Annotated in this window: 25 protein-coding genes; 5 read left to right on the top strand and 20 right to left on the bottom strand. The window is 39.3% G+C overall.

Annotation, left to right across the window (positions count from 1 at the left end; translation table 11 throughout):
• Positions 1-46: 46 nt before the first annotated feature.
• From GM698_RS00305 to GM698_RS00335, 7 genes are read right to left on the bottom strand one after another with little or no spacing between them, the layout of a single operon-like run.
• Positions 47-802 carry a Zn-ribbon-containing protein gene (locus GM698_RS00305; RefSeq protein WP_176809929.1) on the bottom strand — a complete coding sequence of 252 codons (756 nt, stop codon included), beginning with the start codon at positions 800-802 and terminating at the stop codon, positions 47-49.
• Complete coding sequence (locus tag GM698_RS00310; RefSeq protein WP_176808362.1) at positions 802-1,707, bottom strand: cation diffusion facilitator family transporter; 906 nt, start codon at positions 1,705-1,707, stop codon at positions 802-804. Before GM698_RS00310 ends, GM698_RS00305 begins: the two co-directional genes overlap by 1 nt.
• Positions 1,704-2,279: an ABC transporter ATPase gene (locus GM698_RS00315; RefSeq protein ID WP_209289453.1), complete on the bottom strand. Its 576-nt coding sequence runs from the start codon at positions 2,277-2,279 to the stop codon at positions 1,704-1,706. The genes GM698_RS00310 and GM698_RS00315 overlap by 4 nt, the downstream gene beginning before the upstream one ends.
• Complete coding sequence (gene yaaA, locus GM698_RS00320) at positions 2,276-3,049, bottom strand: peroxide stress protein YaaA (RefSeq protein WP_176812522.1); 774 nt, start codon at positions 3,047-3,049, stop codon at positions 2,276-2,278. The genes GM698_RS00315 and yaaA overlap by 4 nt, the downstream gene beginning before the upstream one ends.
• 9 nt (positions 3,050-3,058) lie before the next feature.
• Entirely contained in the window at positions 3,059-3,508 is a 450-nt protein-coding gene (gene nrdR / locus GM698_RS00325) for a transcriptional regulator NrdR (protein ID WP_159629764.1), read from the bottom strand.
• A complete protein-coding gene (locus tag GM698_RS00330; protein WP_371739898.1) occupies positions 3,508-3,810 on the bottom strand; it encodes a YcgL domain-containing protein in 303 nt (100 codons plus the stop codon). The genes nrdR and GM698_RS00330 overlap by 1 nt, the downstream gene beginning before the upstream one ends.
• Positions 3,794-5,257 (bottom strand): replicative DNA helicase, encoded by a 1,464-nt coding sequence (locus tag GM698_RS00335; RefSeq protein WP_209289454.1) that lies wholly within the window; start codon positions 5,255-5,257, stop codon positions 3,794-3,796. The genes GM698_RS00330 and GM698_RS00335 overlap by 17 nt, the downstream gene beginning before the upstream one ends.
• 246 nt (positions 5,258-5,503) lie before the next feature.
• Between GM698_RS00335 and GM698_RS00340 the strand changes: the two genes are divergently transcribed.
• The 3 genes from GM698_RS00340 to GM698_RS00350 all read left to right on the top strand — a co-directional run bounded on the left by GM698_RS00340 (position 5,504) and on the right by GM698_RS00350 (position 8,133).
• Positions 5,504-6,184 carry a TIGR00153 family protein gene (locus GM698_RS00340; protein WP_176808358.1) on the top strand — a complete coding sequence of 227 codons (681 nt, stop codon included), beginning with the start codon at positions 5,504-5,506 and terminating at the stop codon, positions 6,182-6,184.
• A gap of 9 nt (positions 6,185-6,193) precedes the next feature.
• Positions 6,194-7,459: an inorganic phosphate transporter gene (locus tag GM698_RS00345; RefSeq protein ID WP_176808357.1), complete on the top strand. Its 1,266-nt coding sequence runs from the start codon at positions 6,194-6,196 to the stop codon at positions 7,457-7,459.
• Positions 7,460-7,557: 98 nt separating this feature from the next.
• A complete protein-coding gene (locus GM698_RS00350) occupies positions 7,558-8,133 on the top strand; it encodes a TIGR04211 family SH3 domain-containing protein (protein ID WP_236650894.1) in 576 nt (191 codons plus the stop codon).
• Between the two features lie 48 nt (positions 8,134-8,181).
• Here the strand turns inward: GM698_RS00350 and aroA are convergent, their stop codons facing one another.
• The 5 genes from aroA to GM698_RS00375 all read right to left on the bottom strand — a co-directional run bounded on the left by aroA (position 8,182) and on the right by GM698_RS00375 (position 14,707).
• The gene (aroA, locus tag GM698_RS00355; protein WP_176812520.1) at positions 8,182-9,480 is read right to left on the bottom strand and encodes a 3-phosphoshikimate 1-carboxyvinyltransferase; all 1,299 of its coding nucleotides are present in this window, start codon (positions 9,478-9,480) and stop codon (positions 8,182-8,184) included.
• A gap of 44 nt (positions 9,481-9,524) precedes the next feature.
• Complete coding sequence (gene hisC / locus GM698_RS00360) at positions 9,525-10,619, bottom strand: histidinol-phosphate transaminase (protein WP_176812519.1); 1,095 nt, start codon at positions 10,617-10,619, stop codon at positions 9,525-9,527.
• Positions 10,620-10,818: 199 nt separating this feature from the next.
• The gene (ftsH, locus tag GM698_RS00365) at positions 10,819-12,765 is read right to left on the bottom strand and encodes an ATP-dependent zinc metalloprotease FtsH (protein WP_159629748.1); all 1,947 of its coding nucleotides are present in this window, start codon (positions 12,763-12,765) and stop codon (positions 10,819-10,821) included.
• A 120-nt stretch (positions 12,766-12,885) separates the two neighbouring features.
• Complete coding sequence (gene rlmE, locus GM698_RS00370; protein ID WP_159629746.1) at positions 12,886-13,512, bottom strand: 23S rRNA (uridine(2552)-2'-O)-methyltransferase RlmE; 627 nt, start codon at positions 13,510-13,512, stop codon at positions 12,886-12,888.
• Positions 13,513-13,621: 109 nt separating this feature from the next.
• On the bottom strand, positions 13,622-14,707 hold the full coding sequence (locus GM698_RS00375) for a calcium:proton antiporter (protein ID WP_176808353.1): 1,086 nt from the start codon (positions 14,705-14,707) through the stop codon (positions 13,622-13,624).
• A 264-nt stretch (positions 14,708-14,971) separates the two neighbouring features.
• Here GM698_RS00375 and glmU point away from each other — a divergent pair, with 264 nt between their 5' ends.
• Positions 14,972-16,336 carry a bifunctional UDP-N-acetylglucosamine diphosphorylase/glucosamine-1-phosphate N-acetyltransferase GlmU gene (gene glmU / locus GM698_RS00380; protein WP_209289455.1) on the top strand — a complete coding sequence of 455 codons (1,365 nt, stop codon included), beginning with the start codon at positions 14,972-14,974 and terminating at the stop codon, positions 16,334-16,336.
• Positions 16,337-16,401: 65 nt separating this feature from the next.
• Here glmU and GM698_RS00385 read toward each other — a convergent pair whose 3' ends face one another.
• Both GM698_RS00385 and GM698_RS00390 read right to left on the bottom strand, forming a co-directional pair.
• On the bottom strand, positions 16,402-16,758 hold the full coding sequence (locus tag GM698_RS00385; RefSeq protein ID WP_176812517.1) for a hypothetical protein: 357 nt from the start codon (positions 16,756-16,758) through the stop codon (positions 16,402-16,404).
• On the bottom strand, positions 16,751-16,927 hold the full coding sequence (locus GM698_RS00390; protein ID WP_176812516.1) for a hypothetical protein: 177 nt from the start codon (positions 16,925-16,927) through the stop codon (positions 16,751-16,753). The genes GM698_RS00385 and GM698_RS00390 overlap by 8 nt, the downstream gene beginning before the upstream one ends.
• A gap of 111 nt (positions 16,928-17,038) precedes the next feature.
• Here GM698_RS00390 and GM698_RS00395 point away from each other — a divergent pair, with 111 nt between their 5' ends.
• Positions 17,039-17,272 (top strand): helix-turn-helix domain-containing protein, encoded by a 234-nt coding sequence (locus GM698_RS00395; RefSeq protein WP_209289456.1) that lies wholly within the window; start codon positions 17,039-17,041, stop codon positions 17,270-17,272.
• Between the two features lie 31 nt (positions 17,273-17,303).
• On the opposite strand, the gene guaA is transcribed toward GM698_RS00395, so the two are convergent.
• From guaA to GM698_RS00425, 6 genes are all read right to left on the bottom strand, one after another.
• Positions 17,304-18,875, bottom strand: a complete 1,572-nt coding sequence (guaA, locus tag GM698_RS00400) for a glutamine-hydrolyzing GMP synthase (RefSeq protein WP_209289457.1) — start codon at positions 18,873-18,875, stop codon at positions 17,304-17,306.
• A gap of 8 nt (positions 18,876-18,883) precedes the next feature.
• Positions 18,884-19,642: a hypothetical protein gene (locus GM698_RS00405; RefSeq protein WP_209289458.1), complete on the bottom strand. Its 759-nt coding sequence runs from the start codon at positions 19,640-19,642 to the stop codon at positions 18,884-18,886.
• 71 nt (positions 19,643-19,713) lie between these two features.
• Positions 19,714-20,775, bottom strand: a complete 1,062-nt coding sequence (locus tag GM698_RS00410; protein WP_209289459.1) for a YhcG family protein — start codon at positions 20,773-20,775, stop codon at positions 19,714-19,716.
• Positions 20,776-20,794: 19 nt separating this feature from the next.
• On the bottom strand, positions 20,795-21,478 hold the full coding sequence (locus GM698_RS00415; RefSeq protein WP_209289460.1) for an HAD family phosphatase: 684 nt from the start codon (positions 21,476-21,478) through the stop codon (positions 20,795-20,797).
• Positions 21,479-21,557: 79 nt separating this feature from the next.
• Entirely contained in the window at positions 21,558-23,021 is a 1,464-nt protein-coding gene (gene guaB / locus GM698_RS00420; protein ID WP_209289461.1) for an IMP dehydrogenase, read from the bottom strand.
• A 29-nt stretch (positions 23,022-23,050) separates the two neighbouring features.
• Positions 23,051-23,242 carry a hypothetical protein gene (locus GM698_RS00425; protein ID WP_159629726.1) on the bottom strand — a complete coding sequence of 64 codons (192 nt, stop codon included), beginning with the start codon at positions 23,240-23,242 and terminating at the stop codon, positions 23,051-23,053.
• Positions 23,243-23,245: the final 3 nt, after the last annotated feature.

The following is a 23,245-nucleotide window of genomic DNA, read 5'->3' on the forward strand; positions in this document are numbered from 1 at the left end:
TACAGCATTCATTCAAGATGATTTATTGCCTTTAAATAACTAAAAGTTATAACAACTCCCAACTGAGATTAGAAATTAGCCGACAACGCTCACATTTAAAATAGAAAATATCGTGCAGTGGAGAAGATAATCTCCAGTCCCCATTACAAGCAGGACATTTTCGATCACGTTCTTCTACTTCATCAGCTCCCAAACGGTATAGATAGTAGAAAGTTGGAATCTGCGTTTTCTCTTCTAGTTGTTTACACAACGCTAAGCCCTCAATCGCTAATTCACTTTTATTATCCGAGATTTGTCTTAATGCGTTTTCTTCTAAAATAACACCTTTCATTTGTAATAGATCACAAGCCTGCCAATTTTGTTGCCAATTTAATAATGCTTCGCTCAGTTCTTGATCTTTTAAACGGTAAAGAGGAATCGGTGCAAATTGCTCGCCATCATAAAGTGGCGAACAAGTATCTAAATAGGTGGTATATAAAATTTGGAATTTCGGCTGCTTATTATTACTCGTTTCTTCACCTTGATAATCTCGCCCCATTATTTCAAAACCAGTAAAATTTATACCATATTCGACCGCTTGTAATAGCGCTTGATTCACTTCATCACTATTATTTTTAGCCAATAAACTCTCTTGCTCGGGTGTACAAACTCTTACTTGAAACTCATTTTGGTGAAAAGTAATCGGCATTTCTCTGCCAATCACCTGCCCATTATATAGCCATTGATTTAAAACTTGGCTAATTAATGTAACAGGATCTTGCTCAAAATGTTGGTAACTGAAATGAGCGATAATTTGATACATTAAATATTCTCTGCCATATCTTGAAATTCTTGCTTAACCACCGTTGTTGGCTCTTGATGAATAATCACTTTTGACATTGGAAAAGCATTAAGCAATTTCTGCTCAAGACTGTCTGTAATTTCGTGAGCGACTAAAAGCGTTAAATGATCATCTAATTCCAAATGCAGCTGGATAAACCGAACAGCCCCAGCACGGCGAGTTTGAATATCGTGAATGCCTAAAATATTCGGATGGTGCAACGCTATTTCTTTAATTCGCTCAATTTCTTCGTTAGGCAATGATTTATCCAGTAAGATTTGCACCGCATCCCAAAACATTTTTACTGCATTAAAGGCAATATAAAAGGCAATACCAATCGCAAAAATCGCATCAGCATAGATAAAACCTGCCCCATTAAATAACATTGCCACTAAAATTGCCGCATTCATAAATAAATCTGTTTGATAGTGCAAGGAATCCGCTTCAATCGCGGGGCTTTGTGTAACAGAAACAACGTATCGCTGATAAAATACTAAAATTGCAGTAACTATTATTGAGATAATGCTTACCACAACCCCAATATTTGATTGGCTAATTAATTCAGGATTAGTTAATTTATGAAAACCTTGCAACAGCAAAAAAACCGCTGATCCAGAAATAAAGGCACTTTGAGCGAGCGCTGCTAAAGATTCCGCCTTACCGTGCCCAAAAGTGTGGTTATCATCTGCAGGCTGCAACGCAAAACGTAACACTAAAATATTGGTTAGAGAGGCAAAGAGATCCACCACAGAGTCAGTCATTGCCGCCAAAATAGAAATTGAGCCTGTTTTCCACCAAGCAAATGCTTTAATAATAATAAGCGAAATAGCAACAATAATCGCAAAATTTGCTGCCAGCTTCACTAATTTGTCATAATTTTCTTTCATTTTCTACATCCTACTAACCACGCAATTTGGTTGAATTCAAGGGTAAGTTCGGCGATTGCATCGTTGTAAGCGGTCAGATTTTTTGATTTTTTTGCAATTTCCGATTTATTTAACGATCTCTTATCTGAAAACTGCATCTGCCCATAGCCACAATCTAAATTACGTCCGCGTGTTACTTCTAACATCACATTATGAAAGCGTTCTGTTGGTGGATAAATTACGCTACTTTGCAGTTCATTTTGCTCAATCTTAAACGTGGAAACTACATCTTTCTGCTTAGCAAAACTAGATTGACGAAAAGTCGCTCGTTGTTCCAACGTCTGATTTTTGCTGTTTTTATCTAGAAAAAACAAAATACCTTTTTCCCATTGTGCCGTATTTTTCTCTCCAGCTTCAGGCAAGTAAAGTAAATGCTGCATTTCATCTAGCTGATTTACCGTCACTTTAACGTAAGTTTGCCCTTGAAAATCCACATTTTCTGGCACAGAAAAGGGATCACGTTGGCTCACGCAACCGACTATCATCAATGTAGAAGCAAATAACATTCCTCTTCTAAATAAACGCTCAATCATTGCTCTTCTCGCTTGAAAATAAATTCTGTTGCGGTTGAGCTTTCTTCATCAAACCAATAACCACCATAATTAAACTGCTTAAGCATTTCAATTTCAGTTGGCTGCTTTTCTAACATAAAACGAACCATCATTCCTCTTGCTTTTTTTGCATAGAAGCTAATTACTTTATATTTGCCGTTTTTTTCATCTAAAAAGATAGGCTTGACGATAGTCGCATTCAAATGCTGCGGTTTAACCGCTCCATAATATTCATCTGATGCAAGATTAACTAAAATATGATCACCTTGTTCATTAATCGCTTTTTGCAAATGTTCCGTAATCGTATTTCCCCAAAATGCGTAAAGATCTTTACCTTTTGCGTTGCGTAGTTTCGTCCCCATTTCTAAGCGATAAGGTTGCATTAAATCTAAGGGTTTTAATAATCCGTATAAGCCTGAAAGTATACGCAAATGATTTTGAGCGTATTCTATTTGTTCTTTGGTTAAATTTTCTGCATCTAAACCGGTATAAACATCGCCTTTAAACGCAAAAATCGCTGCTTTGGCATTGTCTTGATTATGCTCAATTTGCCATTTTGCAAAGCGAGCGACATTGAGCCCCGCTAGCTTATCGCTAATTGACATTAAACTCCCGACTTCAGCAGGCGAAAGCTGTTTGCAAGTATCAATCAACGCTTGGCTACAAGCGGTCAAATTTGGCTGAGAAAATGCAAAACCATCTACTTTTGTTTCAAAATCAAGGGTTTTCGCTGGTGAAATAATTGCTAACATACTTATCCTTTATTCTTTTAGTTTCTCTATTTCTTTCGTAAATTCTTCAATATCGCTAAAGCTCAAATAAATAGAGGCAAAACGGATATAGGCAACTTTATCTAACTGTTTTAGCACATTCATTGCAAGAGTGCCAATATGGCGACTCGGTACTTCTCGCTCCCCCATAGCTTGTAACTGAATAATCATTTGACTAATCGCTTTTTCAACATCATCAGTACTCACGGGGCGTTTATTTAACGCACGTCTTAAGCCCACTCTGAGTTTTTCCGCATCAAATGGCTCTCGATTACCATTATTTTTAATGACATAAGGCACAACTAATTCCGCCGATTCAAAAGTAGTAAAGCGTTCTTTACACCCTACGCACTCACGACGACGGCGAATTTGGTAGCCATTTGCAGCTAATCGTGAGTCAACTACCTTAGTTTCTTCCATTGAGCAAAATGGACAACGCATTATTTCTTCCCTTTATGTTGTGCAAGAAAAGCGTGGTGCAGATTTTCAGGCGGAGGTGGCATTTGCAAATAGTAGCCTTGCTCTGCTAATTTTTGCAGAACCTCTTCATTTTTAGCTCGAACGAGAGGCTTGTCGCCCATTAAGTTAAACATCATCACAAATTCAGGCTTGCCAAACATTTGGCGTAACGTTTCTGGTACCTGTTCAAATTGATTTCGCTTCTCTACATATAAATACATTTCTTCTTTTATTTTGCTTTTGTAAATCGCACAAAGCGTCATTGGCTTAGTATTCATCGTCATAATGTCCACCACTATAATTATCAAATCGGGAATATTGCCCCTGAAACGTTAATCTCACACGCCCAATTGGGCCATTACGCTGTTTACCAATAATAATTTCAGCAATGCCCTTGAGATCGGAATTATCGTTATATACTTCATCACGATAAATAAACATAATTAAGTCTGCATCTTGCTCAATAGAACCAGACTCACGTAAATCAGAGTTGACAGGGCGTTTGTCTGCACGTTGTTCTAAGCTACGGTTTAACTGAGAAAGTGCCACTACAGGTACTTCTAACTCTTTGGCTAAGGCTTTTAATGAGCGAGAAATTTCTGCGATTTCAAGAGTTCGGTTTTCAGAAAAACCTGGGGCTCGCATTAACTGCAAATAATCCACCATAATCAAGCTCAAGCCACCATTTTCACGATAAATACGTCTGGCTCTAGAGCGAAGCTCTGTGGGTGTTAAGCCTGAACTATCATCAATATAGATATTATTCCGCTCCTGTAAAATGGCCATTGTGCTGGAAATTTTCGCCGTGTCTTCATCATCTGAAATTTGCCCAGTTCGGATCTTAGTTTGATCCACCCGAGAAAGTGACGCCAACATACGCATCATAATTTGGTCTGCTGGCATTTCAAGGCTGAAAATTAACACTGGTTTTGCTGGTTTTTTCTTCGGATTGCCATTTTCATCTAAGTCATCTTTGTCTTCAATATCCAGTAATGACGCATTTTCACACAGATTCATCGCAAAGGTAGTTTTCCCCATTGAAGGGCGTGCTGCCACAATAATCAAATCAGATGGCTGTAAACCTGCTGTTTTTTTATTCAGATCGGTAAAGCCTGTTGAAACGCCAGTTATCCCGCCATTATGGCGATTTTTAGATAGCATATCCATTCTTGCGAGCGTTTTTAACAAAATATCATCAATACGTTGCGGACCTTCATTTGCATTGTGGCGTTTTTCCGCAATTTCAAATACAATTCGCTCGGCTTCATCCAACACTTCTTTAGACGTTCGCCCTTTGGTTTTATAACCCATTTCCGCAATTTTATTACCCGCACTGATCACGCTTCTTAAATCAGAACGATCACGTACGATATTCGCATAAGCAAGAATATTAGCGGCACTTGGCGTATTTTTTGAAATTTCGGCAAGATAAGCAAAGCCTCCTACATCTTGTAACACGCCCTTATCTTTTAACGTTTGGTCTAGGGTAATAATATCAACGGGCTTATTTGCTCGCACCAAATCCGCCATTTGCTCAAAAATAATACGATGTGCGTAGTTATAAAAGTCGTGCGGTTGCAGACGCTCTGCAACGTTATCCCAATGCTCGTTACTCAGCATAATACCGCCAAGCACTGCCTGTTCTGCCTCAATAGAGTGGGGGGAAATACTGATTTGCTCAACTTGTTTATCGTTCATTTTTCCACGGGATGTTCCGTTATATTCTGCCATTTTTATCTCTTATTAATGATCTTTTTGACTGTCTATAGTTTATCGGAATTTGAATTAAATTGAAATTTGCATTTTCCAGAAAGAACTACAAGCGATTGGATTTATTCAAAATGTTACAAAATTCTCACAAAACTCAACCGCTTGTTCAAAAAACAGGCTTTATATCGTGATCTTTATGAATACATCAAGTAAAATACGCAGGACTTTTTAGAGTCCTTGTAAATATTATCATTATGGAGATATTCTATGGCATTGAATAACATTTTAGGTTTATTCGCCCAGTCCCCACTTAAACCGCTGCAAAAACACTCCAATAAAGTGACAGAATGTAGCGAGTTATTAGAACCTTTTTTTGAAGCTACTTTTGTACATAATTGGGAAAAAGCAGCAGAAGTGCGAGGTCAAATAGTTGATTTAGAACGCCGAGCAGACTCTTTAAAACGTGAAATTCGCTTAAAACTCCCTCGTGGCTTATTTATGCCTCTCGAAAGAACAGACTTATTAGAGTTAGTTACACAGCTAGACAAACTGGCAAACTACTCAAGAGATATTTCTGGCCGTATCATTGGACGTCAATTAGTCATTCCTACTGAAATGCAACCGCTTTTCAAAAAATTCCTTTCTCGTAGCATTGACGCTAGTCGTCAAGTTAGCAAGGTATTAGATGAAATGGATCAATTGTTAGAAACTGGCTTTAGAGGCAGAGAGCTTGATTTCGTCAATAAAATGATCCTTGAACTTGACCAAATTGAAGATGATACAGATCAATATCAAATCACATTACGTCATACACTATTATCATTAGAAAAAACACTTAACCCAATTGATGTTATGTTCTTATATAAATGTATCGAACGTATTAGTGTTTTAGCCGATCAAGCCCAACGAATCGGTTCTCGAATTGAATTGATGTTAGCTAAATCATAGGAAGTTACAATGGAACTGATTAATAACTACGGGTTTATTATCGTCGTCATTACCGCTATTTTTGGCTTTATTATGGCCTTTGGTATAGGTGCTAATGACGTCGCAAATGCAATGGGGACTGCTGTCGGTTCTCGTACTATTACCGCCAAACAAGCTATCTATATTGCATTAGTCTTTGAATTTTTTGGTGCTTATCTTGCAGGTGGAGAAGTCGCGGAGACTATTAAAAGCGGTATCATTTCTACTGATGCTTTTATAGGGCATCCTGACATACTTATTCTCGGTATGATGTCAGCACTCTTTGCAGCGGGTATCTGGTTAGTAGTTGCCTCACAAAAAGGTTGGCCAGTTTCAACGACACACTCTATTATTGGGGCAATTGTTGGTTTTGCAGTAATTTCAGTTGGAATGGAAGCAGTGCAATGGTCTCAATTTAGCGGTATTGTAGGTAGCTGGTTTATTACTCCATTTATTGCAGGGATTGTTGCCTATTTCATCTTTACCTCTACACAAAAGATGATTTTTGATACTGAAGCCCCAATGAAAAATGCAGAGAAGTATGCTCCTTATTATACTGCTCTAACCGTCTTTATTATTTGTATCGTTACGTTAGAAAAAGGGCTTAAACACGTTGGTTTAAATTTAACTGGCTTACAAACTGCCATTCTTTCAGCAACAATTGCTGTAATTTGTGCGGTTATTTGCGTTTTTTATCTTCGTAGTAATGTATTTAAAACGAGTCTAAAAGATAGCTCTGCATTCAGCGGCGTAGAAAAAGTATTTAGTATTTTAATGCTAATTACGGCTTGTGCAATGGCTTTTGCACATGGTTCAAATGACGTTGCTAACGCCATCGGACCTTTAGCGGCGGTAGTATCTATCGTTGATCATGGCGGTATAATTGAAGGAAAGACTATCATGGCTCCTTGGGTTCTACCATTAGGTGCTGTGGGTATCGCCATTGGTCTTGCCGTAATGGGGCATAAAGTAATGGGAACTATCGGTACAGGCATTACAGACTTAACGCCAAGTCGTGGTTTTGCCGCACAATTTGCTTGTTCAATTACAGTTGTCATTGCCTCAGGTACGGGGCTTCCAATTTCGACAACTCAAACTCTTGTAGGTGCTGTAATTGGTGTTGCCTTTGCACGAGGTATTGCTGCCCTTAATCTTGACGTCATTCGCAATATTATTGCTTCTTGGGTTATCACACTACCAGCAGGTGCATTACTTGCAATTGTGATTTACCATATTTTGAGTGTAATTTTTATTTAATTCACTTACTATTCTTAGGGGTGATTCTGTTTACCCCTTCGCCATTTTAGATTGCAGGGAGGGTTATGAAAAAAATCGTTTATTTGCTCGCAGGGCTTATGTGCTGTACAGCTTTACCTACACTGGCTCAAACGCAATATATTAGCGAAAATCTTAGTACCTATATGCGTAAAGGTGCAGGAGATAATTTTAGAATTTCTGGTGCAATCCAAGCAGGCGAGAAGGTAAAAGTATTAGATAAAAAAGAACGTTATAGCTTAATTAGAGATGCTAGAAATCGTGAGGGATGGGTTTTAAACTCAGATTTAAGCAATACAGCCAGTCCGAAAGAGCGCATTCCACAATTAAATCAGCAAGTGCAAGATTTGGCTAATCGCTTAAGTAAAATTGATGCTGAGTGGCAACAACGTACCGCAGAAATGCAGAGAAGAACACAAGATGCTATACAAAAAAGCAGCGATTTAGTGGCTGAAAATTCACAACTAAAGCGTGAGCTAGAAATCTTAAAAAATAAAAATCGTGATTTAGAAACAATGCACGATTCTGAAAAACGTGAAATTGTGATTCAATGGTTCATTTACGGCGGTACCGTATTAGGTGCAGGATTATTACTTGGCTTAATTGTGCCATTACTGATTCCTCGCCGAAAACGTAATAACGGCGGCTGGCTATAGCATATAACATAAAAAAGGATTTAGCTTAAAGCTAAATCCTTTTTAGTTTTATCTTACCGATAATTTTTCAAACTCAGTAAAATAGGTTGGGAATGTCTTCGCTGTACAATTTGGATCTAAAATCGTTACTGGCGTATCCGATAATGCGATAAGTGAAAAACACATCGCCATTCGATGATCGTTATAGGTTTCAATGTCTGCGTGTTGGAATTTATCTAACACAAGTGGTTGAATACGGATAAAATCTTTCCCTTCTTCAACTTCTGCGCCAATTTTACGTAGTTCAGTTGCCATTGCAGTTAAACGGTCTGTTTCTTTTACTCGCCAATTATAGATATTACGAATAACAGTTTCCCCTTCCGCAAAAAGGGCTGCTGTAGCAATCGTCATTGCGGCATCGGGAATGTGATTCATATCCATATCAACACCTTTTAATGGCATCTGCTCTGCTTGAATGAAATCGTCTCCCCAAGTAATTTTTGCTCCCATTTTCTCTAACACATCAGCAAACAAGCGGTCACCTTGTATTGATTTTTTACCAATACCCGTTACTTTTACATTGCCTTTAATTGCTCCCGCTGCCAAAAAGTAAGAAGCCGATGAGGCATCGCCTTCCACCAAGTAATTGCCTTTTGGTGCAATATAGCGTTGATTTCCTTTCACTAAAAACGTTTTGTAATCACGATTTTCAATGCTTACACCAAAATCACTCATCATCGCAAGAGTAATATCGATATAAGGTTTTGATACTAGATCGCCAATAATCTCAATTTCCATATCATTTTCCGCCAATGGGGCTGACATTAACAATGCGGTTAGAAATTGGCTAGATATAGAACCATCAATTTGTACTTTTCCGCCGTTTAAACCACTATTTGTAATGGCAAGCGGAGGATAGCCCTCATTTTCTAAATATTGCACGTTCGCACCGACTTGACGTAACGCATCCACTAAATGCTGTATTGGACGCTCTTTCATTCGAGGTTCGCCAGTTAAAATAATCTGAGCATTGCTTTCTCCCTTTAAACACAGTGCAGCTGCTAAGGGACGCATAGCTGTGCCTGCATTGCCTAAAAAGAGAGACAAGCCATTCTGAGCCTGAAAAGCACCGCCAATCCCTTCTACTACACAAATAGTTTTATCTGCGGATAATTCATACTGCACGCCTAGCGCTTTTAAGGCATTAAGCATATGGCGGATATCATCGCTATCTAATAAGTTGGTAACCCGTGTTGTACCTTTAGCGAGGGCTGCGAGTAACAATGCACGGTTAGAAAGGCTTTTTGAGCCTGGTAAATTAATTTCCCCTTCTACACGGGAAATGGGGGCTAGAGTTAGTTTTTCCATTTGTTCATTTAATTTGTAAAATTTTGATAAAAAAAGACCGCTTGTTAAGCTAAAATTTTCAATAATGCAGCAAAGAATCTATCATTTTCTTCAGGCAATCCAATACTCACACGCAAATGATTCGGCATTCCGTAACCTGCAATTGGGCGAACAATCACACCTTCACGCAATAGTGCATCATAAATAGGTACCGCAGGGCATTTAAAGTCAATCGTAATAAAATTGCCTTTAGAAGGGATATATTCCAATCTATTTGCCTGACAAAACGCCTCATAACGAGCCATTTCCAAGCGGTTATTTTTTGCCACTTTTTGCACAAACGCATCATCATTCATGACTGCAATCGCTGAGGCTAACGCAAGGCTATTACAATTAAACGGTTGGCGAACACGGTTCAATAAATCAGCAATTTCAGAATTTGATACGGCATAACCAATACGAAGGCCCGCCAACCCATAGGCTTTAGAAAGTGAGCGAGAAACAATTAAATTTGGATATTTAGCTAATAAGCCAAAAGAATCAACCCGTTCTCCCACTTCAGTAAATTCAGTGTAAGCCTCATCTAAGACGACAATTACATTATTCGGCACTTTTACTAAAAAGGCTTCTATTTCAGCTTGAGTTAAGAAATTTCCTGTTGGATTATTTGGGTTTGCAATAAAAATAAGCTTGGTTTTTTCATTGATTGCGGCTAAAAAACCATCTAAATGATGTCCCCAATTTTTTGCAGGAATTTCACGCGCGATTGCATTAATCGCTTTTGTAACAAGGGGATAAACAATAAAGGCATATTGTGAATAAATAATCTCATCTTTATCGTTTGCAAAAGTATGAGCAAAAAGCTCTAATAAATCATTTGAGCCATTACCTAAGGTAATTTGATTTGGGTGTAAATTGAACTTTTTAGCAATCGTTGATTTGAGTTCAAAACCATTTGAATCAGGGTAACGAGTGAGGTGTTCAAACTGGCTAATAATTGCTTGTTTCGCACTCTCAGGAAAACCAAATGGATTTTCATTTGAAGCAAGTTTAATAATATTTTGAATACCTAATTCACGCTCCAACTCTTCGATAGGCTTGCCCGCTTGATAAGGCGAAAGCGATTTCACTCCCTCATTAGCGATCTTGAAAAATTGCATAATAACCTCTGTTTTTCTTATTAACATACAAAATGATTTTAGTGGAGAAAGCACCTTTTTGCTAGTAAAAAATTTGTTACAAATGGAAAGAAATAAGTACAATCGCCTAATGTCTTATATTGGTAAAATTTTAATAAAAAATAACCGCTTGTCATAACAAAAAACCGAGAGTAAATTACTCTCGGTTTTCATCTATCTATCACTCTCTAGCTTTAGAATCAGCCAGAGAATCGCCAATATTGTTATCCTTAACAGGCTTATCATCTAAAGTGATAGAGGTTGTATCTGCTGCTTGCTCACCACTTGGTGGCGTTGCATTATCATCTTTTGTAGGTGTATCACTCCAACCCGAAGGTTCTCCTACTGGACGACGAGCCATTAGATCATCAATTTGTTTACTATCAAGCGTTTCGTATTTTAATAAGGCATCTTTCATTGCGTGTAAGATGTCCATATTGTCTTCTAATGTTTGTTTTGCTCGTTGATAGTTTCTATCAATAATCTTACGCATTTCAGTATCAATCAGCTTTTGAGATTCTTCTGATACGCCTTTAATTGCGCCCATTCCATCTTCATTTTGATAAAAGATTGGACCTAACTCTTTCGAGAATCCCCACTGTGTTACCATTGCACGTGCAATTTGCGTTGCACGGTGGATATCCGAAGAAGCCCCAGTGGTAATTTTATCGTCCCCAAAGATCAACCCTTCTGCAATACGCCCTGCAAATAGCGTTGAAAGCTGGCTTTCTAATTTCGTAAAAGTTTCACTTACACGGTCGCCCTCTGGTAAAAATTGGGCAAAACCTAACGCTTGACCACGAGGTACGATGGTTACTTTATTAAGTGGGTCGTGTTCTGGCATTAGATAACCGACAATAACGTGCCCAGCTTCGTGATAAGCAGTATTGATGATCTCTTTTTCCGTCATCGTATTTGAACGACGCTCTGGTCCCATATTGATTTTATCACGGGCTTCTTCAAAGTCTTCCATTGTTACTACACGCTTGTTTTTACGCGCGGCGAACAATGCCGCTTCATTTACCAAGTTCGCTAATTGCGCCCCTGAGTAACCAGGGGTACCTCGTGCAATTTGCATTGGATCAACACCTTCTGCAAGCGGTACTTTTTTCAAGTGAACTTTCAAAATTTGCTCTCGCCCTTTCACATTCGGTAAATCTACTGTAACTTGGCGGTCAAAGCGACCTGGACGTGTTAGAGCATCATCAAGCACATCCGCACGGTTTGTGGCAGCAATAATAATTACGCCTTCTGAACCTTCAAAACCATCCATTTCTACGAGCATTTGGTTCAGTGTTTGTTCACGCTCATCATTACCACCACTAAAGCCTGCACCACCACGTTTACGACCAACCGCATCAATTTCATCAATGAAAATAATACAAGGTGCATTTTTCTTTGCTTGCTCAAATAAATCACGAACGCGAGAAGCACCAACACCTACAAACATTTCTACAAAGTCTGAACCCGCCATTGTAAAAAACGGCACTTTAGCTTCACCAGCAATGGCTTTGGCTAGTAAGGTTTTACCCGTACCTGGAGGACCTACCATTAATATCCCTTTAGGAATACGTCCGCCTAGTTTTTGGAATTTAGCTGGATCGCGTAAAAATTCAACCACTTCACCTACTTCTTCTTTCGCTTCATCACAACCTGCAACATCAGAAAAACGAGTTTTGATTTCTTCTGCAGTCAGCATTTTTGCTTTGCTTTTGCCAAACCCCATTGCTCCACGTCCGCCGCCACCTTGCATTTGTCGCATATAGAAGATGTAGAAACCAATTAATAATAGCATCGGGAACCAAGAAATTAAGATTTGTGATAATAATCCTCTACGTTCCGCTGGTTGTCCTGTAATCACTGCATTCGTCTTGGCTAAATCTGCCATCAGGTATTCATCATACATTGGCATTACAGTTTGATAAGTTGCACCATCATTTTTTGTCACCATAATAGTGTCATTATTTTGTTTAAAATCGACACCTTGTAAGCGATTCTCTTTGATATCACTTAAAAAAGTCGAATATGGTACGGTGTTTGAACTACTACCAAAATTAGAATTGAAACCTTCGTAAGCTGTCATCAGCACAACAGCAATCACAACCCAAAGTAAAATATTTTTAACCATATCGTTCAAGGTTAATCCCCTATTCTCTTAATAAAAATCTATTCAAGGTTACTATAAAAGCGGTCAAATTTCCTAATTTTTTTGCAAATTTTTAGCAAAAAACAACCGCTTGCGTGGTTTCTAGTCTTTATAGCCAGTCGCAACAATATAGACTTCTCGTGAGCGATCTCGTGAAGCTTCTGGCTTCCTAACTTTTACAACACTAAATAAGGAACGTATTTCCCTGAGATATTCGTCAAATCCCTCACCTTGAAATACTTTCACCACAAAGCTTCCCTTTGGAGCTAATACTTGGCGGCACATATCTAATGCTAATTCCACTAAATACATTGCACGAGGAATATCTACAGATGGCATACCACTAAAATTCGGTGCCATATCAGACATTACTACATCAACTTTGTCTTCGCCTACTCGTTCTAACAACGCATTCAAAACGGACTCTTCACGGAAATCACCTTGCAAGAAATCTACTCCTGCAATCGGGTTCATATCTAAAATATCACAAGCAATGACCCTACCTTTACTACCAATTTGTGTCACCACATATTGTGACCACCCTCCTGGTGCAGCACCAAGGTCGACAACCGTCATTCCAAGCTTAAACAAGCGGTCAGTTTGCTGAATTTCGTCTAGCTTAAAATAAGCACGTGAACGTAATTTTTGCTTATGTGCTTTTTGCACAAATTGATCTTTAAAATGCTCTGCAAGCCAACGAGAGGAGCTTGCACTACGTTTTTTACCCATTTTTCTTTCTTTTAAGTTAAATTTAGTCTTTAATAAGGTCTAAATTAAATAATTCAAGAGATAGTGGGATTTCCCCACTATCTCTTATGGCATAGATGATTTCCGCACGCTAAGGAACAATAACGGTAAATACATAAGTCGCTAAAATAACCAATAACACTATACCGTATAACATATTAGTTTGTCCGTGGTTAAGCGAAAGCATTGCTACAAAAGAAGAGAGCGATAATAATACCATTGATTTCCAATCTAGCCCTAATACCATATTAATGTCAAAAATCAAGCATACAATCACGACTGCAGGGATTGTTAAGCCGATACTTGCCAGTGCTGAACCTAATGCAAGGTTTATACTGGTTTGTAAACGGTTACGGTGTGCAGCAGTTAAAGCAGCTACACCCTCTGGCAAGAGTACAACAGCCGCAATAATCACCCCAACTAACGCAACTGGAGCACCCGCACCAACGACTATTGCCTCAACCGCAGGTGAAAGGGCTTTTGCTAACAACACGACAATGCCTAAACAAATAATCAAAAATAGTAAACTAGCCAATGCAATCTTAGCTGAAGGCGGTGCTGCGTGATGTGATGGATTATTATCATCAGCTAAAAAATAGTCACGATGACGAACTGTCTGAACCAAAATAAATGAGGCATAAAGTACAATTGATGCAATCGCTACAAAAATCAGTTGAGATGGGCTATAAGTTGCTCCCAGCGTACTGGTAGTAAAGTTTGGTAAAACTAAGGTAATCACTAAAATCACAACTAACGTAACTAATGCTGTCGTTGCAGACTTTTTACTAAAGAATTGTTCGTGATGCTTTAACCCTCCAATTAGTAAACAGCCCCCCAAAATACCATTTAAAATTAACATTATTGCCGCAAAAACAGTATCTCGAGCTAAATAAGCGGTATTATCTCCACCTGCAACCATTAATGAAACAATAAGTGCCACCTCAATTACAGTGATTGCTAATGCAAGAATAATGGTACCGAATGGCTCTCCTACTTTATGGGCAACAACTTCTGCATGGTGAACAGCAGAAAGCACGCTTCCAATCAGTAAAACACCGCCAACTAACTGTAAAGCAACACTCTCTTTCACTCCAACAAAATAAATTATCCAAGCTGCTATAGGCAATAAAAGTGACCAAATAGGCAAAGGCTGATGGCCTTTTTGTACTGTTGGCATAAATTCTCCTTAATATGAATTAGTTATATACTCCATATCTACATTCTATCAAAAAGATTTTTAGTTGTAGAGAAATATAAGAAATAAGTAATACCTATTTAATTCTATAATAAGTTAAATCGTCTCTTAAAAAGCTTAATAACCAACCTAATAGAAATTTCTCACATCAATAAATGAAATCATTTTACAAAAAGAGTAAAATACCGCACAAATTGTGCTTGTTATAGTGAGCACTGCAATATATTAACTAAATAAGGATCTATTATGACTCAACTGAGTGTTGTAATTTTAGCTGCTGGTAAAGGAACCCGTATGTATTCAGACTTACCAAAAGTGTTACATCCAATTGCTGGAAAACCAATGGTAAAACACGTCATTGATACTGCCAAGCAATTAGATTCTCAGCAAATTCATTTAATTTATGGACACGGTGCGGATTTATTAAAAGCACGCCTAAATGAAGAACCTGTAAATTGGGTATTCCAAGCCGAACAATTAGGCACAGGGCACGCAATGCTACAAGCGGCTCCATTTTTTGCTGATGATGAAAATATTGTAATGCTCTATGGCGATGCACCATTAATTACCCCAAACACATTAGCACGTTTAGTTGCAGCTAAACCTGAAAATGGGATTGCATTATTAACCGTTGAATTAGAAGACCCTACAGGGTATGGACGTATTATTCGTGAAAACGGTTCCGTTGTTGCTATTATTGAACATAAAGATGCGAACGAAGAGCAACTCAGTATCAAAGAAGTAAACACTGGCGTAATGGTAGCAAGCGGTGCAAGCTTCAAGAAATGGTTGAAAAACTTAAATAATAACAACGCACAGGGCGAATATTACATTACTGATGTGATCGCAATGGCAAACCAAGACGGCTTCAAAGTACAAGCGGTTCAAGCCACTGAATTTATGGAAGTGGAAGGAGCAAATAACCGTTTACAACTCGCTGCATTAGAACGCTTCTACCATAAACGTGAGGCGGAAAAATTACTGTTGTCAGGTGTAACCATTATCGATCCAAGCCGTTTTGATATTCGTGGCACACTCACTCACGGTAAAGATGTGCAGATTGATGTAAATGTAATTTTAGAAGGCGAAATCAAACTCGGTAACAACGTAAAAATTGGTGCTGGTTGTATACTAAAAAATTGTGAAATTGGCGACAATGTTGAAATTAAGCCTTATTCTGTGATTGAAGATTCGATTGTTGGGGCAAAATCGGCTATCGGTCCGTTCTCACGCTTACGCCCGGGTGCAAAATTAGCGGAAGAAACCCATATCGGCAACTTCGTCGAAATCAAAAAAGCAACTATCGGCAAAGGCTCAAAAGTAAACCACTTAACCTATATAGGCGACTCGGAAGTGGGTAAAAATTGTAATATCGGGGCTGGCGTAATCACCTGTAACTACGATGGTGCAAACAAATTCAAAACCATTATCGGCGACAATGTGTTTGTTGGTTCAGACAGCCAGTTAGTTGCACCAATAACGATTGCTAACGGCTCAACTATCGGAGCTGGTGCAACAGTTACTAAAGATGTGGCTGAAAACGAGCTAGTGATTAGCCGTGTGCCACAACGCCACATTCAAGGCTGGCAACGCCCGACCAAAAAGAAATAACAAGCGGTTAAATTCTGCTGATTTTTTGCAAAAGCCTCTGTGTTTTCACAGAGGCTTTTTGTTAATTAAAGCCCCCAGAAATCAAATAGCCAATCTCCACTCGGCTGTTTAATTGCGTGATGTGTTTTTCTAACAACCTCTTCACTTTGTGGAGAAATGTAAACAGCTTGAAATTCAACCGTATTTGCGGCTAATTTTTTAATGCGTTCAATGCGTAATACGTTTAAGCACCCTGATTTATGGTGTGACATATTATGCTGTGGCATACCTAAACCGTTAGGTTCTATACTATCGGGATCGCTATATGCCGCTAATTGCTTTGTCGGGGTATTACACGCTATCAGAGCCACATATTTAGAAATTGCAGGTTTTGCTTGATTAAATAAAATTTTAGCATCTTGACTAGCTTTAGCTTTATTCACTCACTGCACTATCAACGGAAGATTGAGCAGCAGAAGTTACAGCAGTACCGGAAAGTGCGGAGTTCACAGAACTCAACGCTCCATTAACGGTAGAAAGTGTATCAGTAACTACTTGACAACCACTTAAACCAAAACACATTAAAGCAGAAAGATATAACTTAGTTTTCATTTGATAGCTCCTAAGGATATTTATTTAAAATTTCATACTTCTATATGAAGACTAAAATATAACATATTGCTGAAATTCATACAATTATAGGAACAATAAAAGGTATGGGTTTTGGAAAATATCGCTATTGCATTTGGTCGAGCTATTCGCCAATTAAGAAAACAGAAAAATTTATCACAGGAAGAACTAGGATTTGAGGCGGATTTGCAACGCATTTACGTGAGTAAATTAGAGCTTGGACAACAACAACCTAGTATCACAACCATCTTTAAATTAGCTAAAGGATTAGGTTACTCAGCTACAGAGTTGATAGAAAAAACTGAGGAAGAATTACAGCAAAAATAAATAAAGCCTTGTAAAACAAGGCTTTATAATTTTATTCCCACTCAATCGTTGCTGGCGGTTTCCCGCTAACATCATACACCACACGGGAAATACCGTTCACTTCGTTGATGATACGGTTGGAGATTTTACCTAATAAATCATAAGGTAAATGCGCCCAATGTGCGGTCATAAAGTCGATGGTTTCGACTGCACGCAGGCTAACGACCCAGTCGTATTTACGTCCATCCCCCATTACGCCCACCGATTTTACAGGTAGGAATACAGTAAAGGCTTGGCTAACTTTATAGTACCAATCTGAGTTGTATAACTCTTCGATGAAAATTGCATCGGCTTTACGTAGCAAATCACAGTACTCTTTTTTGATTTCACCAAGTACACGTACGCCTAAACCCGGGCCTGGGAATGGGTGACGGTTTAGCATTTCAGCCGGTAAGCCAAGTGCCAAGCCGATTTTGCGAACTTCGTCTTTAAACAATTCACGTAATGGTTCAACTAAGCCAAGTTTCATATAATCCGGTAAACCGCCCACGTTATGGTGCGATTTAATCACGTGTGCTTTACCTGTTTTGCTTGCGGCAGATTCGATTACATCAGGGTAAATTGTGCCTTGAGCCAACCATTTTACTGAAGTTAATTTTTTAGATTCATCATCAAAAACATCTACGAAAACTTTACCGATAGTTTTACGTTTTGCCTCTGGCTCATCAATGCCTTTTAAGGCATCTAAGAAACGATCTTCCGCATTGACACGGGTAATGTTTAAGCCGAATTTATCGCCGAACATTTCCATCACTTGATCGCCTTCGTTTAAGCGGAGCAAACCGTTATCCACGAATACGCAATGCAAGTTTTTGCCGATGGCACGGTGTAATAATAACGCAGTTACAGACGAATCTACCCCACCTGATAAGCCTAAAATGACTTCATCGTCGCCTACTTGCTCTTTAATGCGAGCAACGGCATCTTCGATAATGTTTTCCGGTGTCCAGTTACGCTCACAGCCACAAACACCTACCACAAAGTTGGTTAGAAGTTCTAAACCGCTTTTTGTGTGGGTTACTTCAGGGTGGAACTGCACGCCGTAGAAACGACGGCTTTCGTCCGACATTGCCGCAATCGGGCAGGTTGGGGTAACGCCTGTGATTTGGAAGTTGGTTGGGAGCTTGGTCACTTTGTCACCGTGGCTCATCCAAACATCTAATTTCGGATCGCAAGCGGTCAAATCATCGTTTAAATTTGCAAAAAGTTGATCGGCGGATTTCAGCTCAACAGAGGCATAACCAAACTCACGGTGATCGGAAGTTTCGGTTAAACCGCCCAACTGCATCGCCATTGTTTGCATACCGTAGCAGATACCCAGTACCGGCACACTGGCGTTGAATACATATTCAGGGGCACGAGGGCTATTTTCTTCAGTGGTACTCTCAGGACCACCTGAAAGAATAATTCCTGTTGGATTAAATTCACGGATCTGCTCTTCGGTCACGTCCCAAGCCCAAAGCTCGCAGTACACCCCAATTTCACGCACACGGCGTGCGATCAGCTGGGTATATTGTGAACCGAAGTCTAAAATTAAAATTTTGTGGTGGTGGATGTTTGTCATTTTTTGCCTTACTTAGAAAAGAAATTTTTAATTTTTTGCCAAAGAGAAACTTGCTTTACTTCGGTTGTTAATACTTCTGAATTTGGATTGCTTGGCAGAGCTTCACTTAACTGTTCAAATACCGCTTCTTGATATAATAACGCCCCTTCAACATCACAATTAAATAAGTTTGAGTAACAGGAGGAATTATTGAGTTCCAAAGGGTCTGGAGTAATGACATCAGTCGCTTCAAGCAAGCCTACATTATGTTCTTGAGCAAATTTTAGTGCATTTAAAAATACCGAAATTCTTTTATGTGAATAAGACTCATCCAAAATACGTCTTACATTCTCATTATGCTCATAGTCATTTAAAAGTTTTTTCACTTTATCATTGGGAATAAAAACACCAGAAGAATAGTTTTCAAAAATTTGATTGTGGATAGTACCCTCAAATTTATTTTTTAAAATATCTTGCCAGTGTTTAGTGTATTCTTTAAAAGCTGGATATTTTTCAATAATGAAAGAAAATGCAGAACCACGAGTATAAAAATACTTCCTTACAAATCCCTGTGCAATTGCGATATTAAATCCGTGATATTTTTCAAAAATATTATGATGTTCGTTTTTTACTTCTTGGATAAATTCCCTATATTGTTCTTGATAGAAAGGATCTATATCAAATTTTTCTGCTAGGTCAGAAATAATACTTTGATCTTCGAGTACATCAAAATACCAATGTTGTATTTCGTCTTCACTGATTGGATGATAGCTAACATCAAAACCCATAATTTTTCTCCTAATGTCTTTGGTACAAGCGGTCAAATTCCTTAAAAACTTTGCAAAAACAGACCGCACTTTTAGATCTCTAACTCCCGCAATTTCCGTTGCAACAGTTCTTTCTGTGGCAGTAGCACCTGATATTCTGCCACCATTGCCGGCGATAAATTGCGGTTTAGAGCGTATTCAACCACTTCGTTATCTTTATCTTTGCAGAGCAAAATACCGATACTCGGATTTTCGTTTTCCCGTTTCACATCACGATCTAAAGCCTCTAAATAGAAATTGAGCTGCCCTAAATGTTCGGGGCGGAATTTGTCGGCTTTCAGTTCAAAGGCGACAAGGCATTGCAAGCCACGATGATAAAACAGCAAATCAATAAAGAAATCGCTGTTGCCTACCTGCAATTTATATTCTTGCCCCATAAATAAGAAATCTCTACCCAGTTCCAAAATAACGTTTTTCATTTGCGAAACTAAGCCTTTTTGCAAATCGCTTTCGTTGTGGCTTTCAGGTAAATTCAGGAAATCAAAAATATAACTGTCTTTAAAAACGGGTTCGATTTCTTGGGTAAATTCTTTTAACGCAGGGGATAGTTGCGTGTTGCCCAACATTGTTCGTTCAAATTGACAAGCGGAAATTTGGCGGTCGAGTTCTCGTTTGCTATACCGTTCTTTGATTGACATCCGAATATAAAATTCACGTTCCACATCTATTTTACAACGAGTGAAAATGATTAAGTGGTTTGTCCAACTGACTTTTCCAAGAATAGTTTGGCGAATATCCATTGGGACAAATTGTCTCGACACTGGTGAGACAATGTTGGTTTCAGGCGAGTTTTCTAATTGTGTCACCACTGGTGACACAAATTCTTCCAATGCGTAGGTTTCATAAAACTGAACCATACGATAAAGCCCGCGTCGATCAAAACCTTTCAAATCCGGTTCATTCTGTTTCAAAAACTTCGCCAACTCCGACACGGTTTTATCGCCCCATTCAGAATGTTGTAATTTCTGGCTGATATAGGCTCCAACGTTCCAATAGAGATTAACCAGCTCAGCATTGACCGCTCGCAACGCATTCGCCCGTGAGGTTTGGATTAAACCGGCAATTTCGCCAAAGTGTTGTTGAAGTTCCGCCATTTGCAAATTTTCCTTGAAATCAGCCCGCTTGTTTGGCTTGGTTATAGCGTGCTTGGATAATCCCTAAAATCTCCACCATATCCTTCCCCATATAATCCGCTAAACTTTGGTCGATTAGCATTCGTTTTTCTTCGTAGCCAATTACGGTTAAACCTGCGGTTTTTGCAGATTTCATTCCGTAGTAGGAATCTTCAATCGCCACGGCATTTTCAGGAGGCACTCCTAATTTCTCACAGGTGTAGCGGTAAATCGTTGGGTCGGGTTTACTGTGTTCAAACTGCTCGCCGCTGACGATTAAATCAAATTCATCAATGATGCCGCAAGCGGTCAAAATTCGCTGAATATGTGCAAGAGCAGAGGATGAGGCGACCGCCAGTTTGATATTGTTTGCTTTGGCGTAATCCAAAATCAGCTTGATGTCCGAACGAAAAATCGACGGATAATCTACGTTGTTAAACAGATTTTCAAAAAATGCCTGATAGCGGGTTTTCAGATCTTCCAAAGGGAGGGACGATTTCGTCAGCCGTTGCATAATTTCAGGAATATCGGACAATGCTTTGCCACATACTTCCGAACGCGCCTCGAAACTGATTTCATCATCGTGTTCTTTATGCTGTTCAATAAACTGTTGTTGCAGATCGAATTCGACAAATTCCATATCAACAATCACGCCGTCCATATCAAAAATGATAGCTTGGAGCATAGAGCCTCTCTTTACAAGCGGTTAATTTTTCGCAAAATATTACAATTGTAGGGGCGAATAATGATTCGCCCCTACACCATTAGCCCATACGGTAGTTTGGTGCTTCTTTGGTAATAGCAACATCGTGAACGTGCGACTCTTTAATGCCAGCACCGCTGATGCGGACGAATTGGGCTTTGGTGCGTAACTCTTCAATAGTGGCACAGCCAGTTAAACCCATACAAGAACGTAAGCCACCCATTTGTTGGTGGATAATTTCTTTTAGGAAGCCTTTGTAGGCAATACGCCCTTCAATGCCTTCTGGCACGAGTTTGTCTGCGGCGTTGTCGGATTGGAAATAGCGGTCACTTGAACCTTTACTCATTGCACCAAGTGAGCCCATTCCACGGTAAGATTTGAAGGCTCTGCCTTGGTAAAGCTCAATTTCGCCAGGGGCTTCTTCTGTGCCAGCGAACATTGAGCCAACCATTACGCAGCTTGCTCCTGCGGCAATCGCTTTGGAAATATCGCCTGAATAGCGAATACCGCCATCAGCAATCACAGGGATACCACGATCTTTTAAGGCTTCGGCAGCCTCTGCAATCGCGGTAATTTGTGGCACACCTACGCCAGTTACGATGCGAGTGGTGCAAATTGAGCCTGGACCGATACCGACTTTCACCGCACTTGCTCCAGCGTCTGCCAAGGCAATCGCCCCTTCGGCGGTAGCGATGTTACCTGCCACAATCGGTAAATTCGGGTATTTTGCACGTGTTTCACGCACACGTTGTAAAACGCCTTCGGAATGACCGTGGGAGCTATCAATTAATAATACGTCCACACCCGCTTTCACTAACGTATCAATACGCTCTTCATTGCCTGGACTGGCACCGACTGCGGCACCAACACGCAAGCGACCAAATTCATCTTTACACGCATTCGGCTTACTTTCGGCTTTTTGATAGTCTTTGAGTGTGATCATTCCTTTTAGTTTGAAATCATCGTTCACCACCAACACTTTTTCCACACGGTGCTCGTGCATTAGGTGGAAAATTTCCTCACGAGTTGCATTTTCTTTAACGGTAACCAAACGCTCTTTTGGTGTCATAAATTCACGCACAGTTTTACTTAAATCGTTTACAAAACGTGTGTCTCGACCGGTAATAATACCAACTAAATTTTGGTTTTCATCCACAACAGGATAACCTGCAAAGCCATTTTGTTTTACTAAATTGGCTAATTCCGCTAACGTCATACCAGGCGAAACCGTCTCAGGCTCAGAAACAATACCACTTTCAAATTTTTTCACTTTACGCACACGGTCAGCTTGGCGTTCAATCGACATATTTTTGTGGATAAAGCCAATACCACCTTCTTGAGCAAGGGAAATCGCCAGTTTAGTTTCGGTTACGGTATCCATCGCGGCGGAAAGCATCGGGATATTTAAACGGATAGTTTTAGTTAATTGAGTAGAAAGATCAGCAGTATTTGGGAGCACGGTTGAATGTGCTGGGACGAGAAGAACATCATCAAATGTGAGGGCTTCTTGCTTGATTCGTAACATTGCAATAATTCCTTAAAAAGTGGTTAAATTTAAAAACTGTATTGGAAAATTGCGAGCGGATTATACAGAGGAACACTATTTTTGTAAATAGGCAAACGATTACGTGATTGCAAAATCAGTTTACAAGCGGTCAGAATTTCTCCATATTTTGCAAAAAATAAGAGAAATTCAACCGCTTGAGCCAATAAAAAGAGCGTGTTATAACGCCCTTTCATATTCATTGA

Source organism: Mannheimia sp. ZY171111, from assembly GCF_017750945.1.
Lineage (GTDB): Bacteria > Pseudomonadota > Gammaproteobacteria > Enterobacterales > Pasteurellaceae > Mannheimia > Mannheimia pernigra.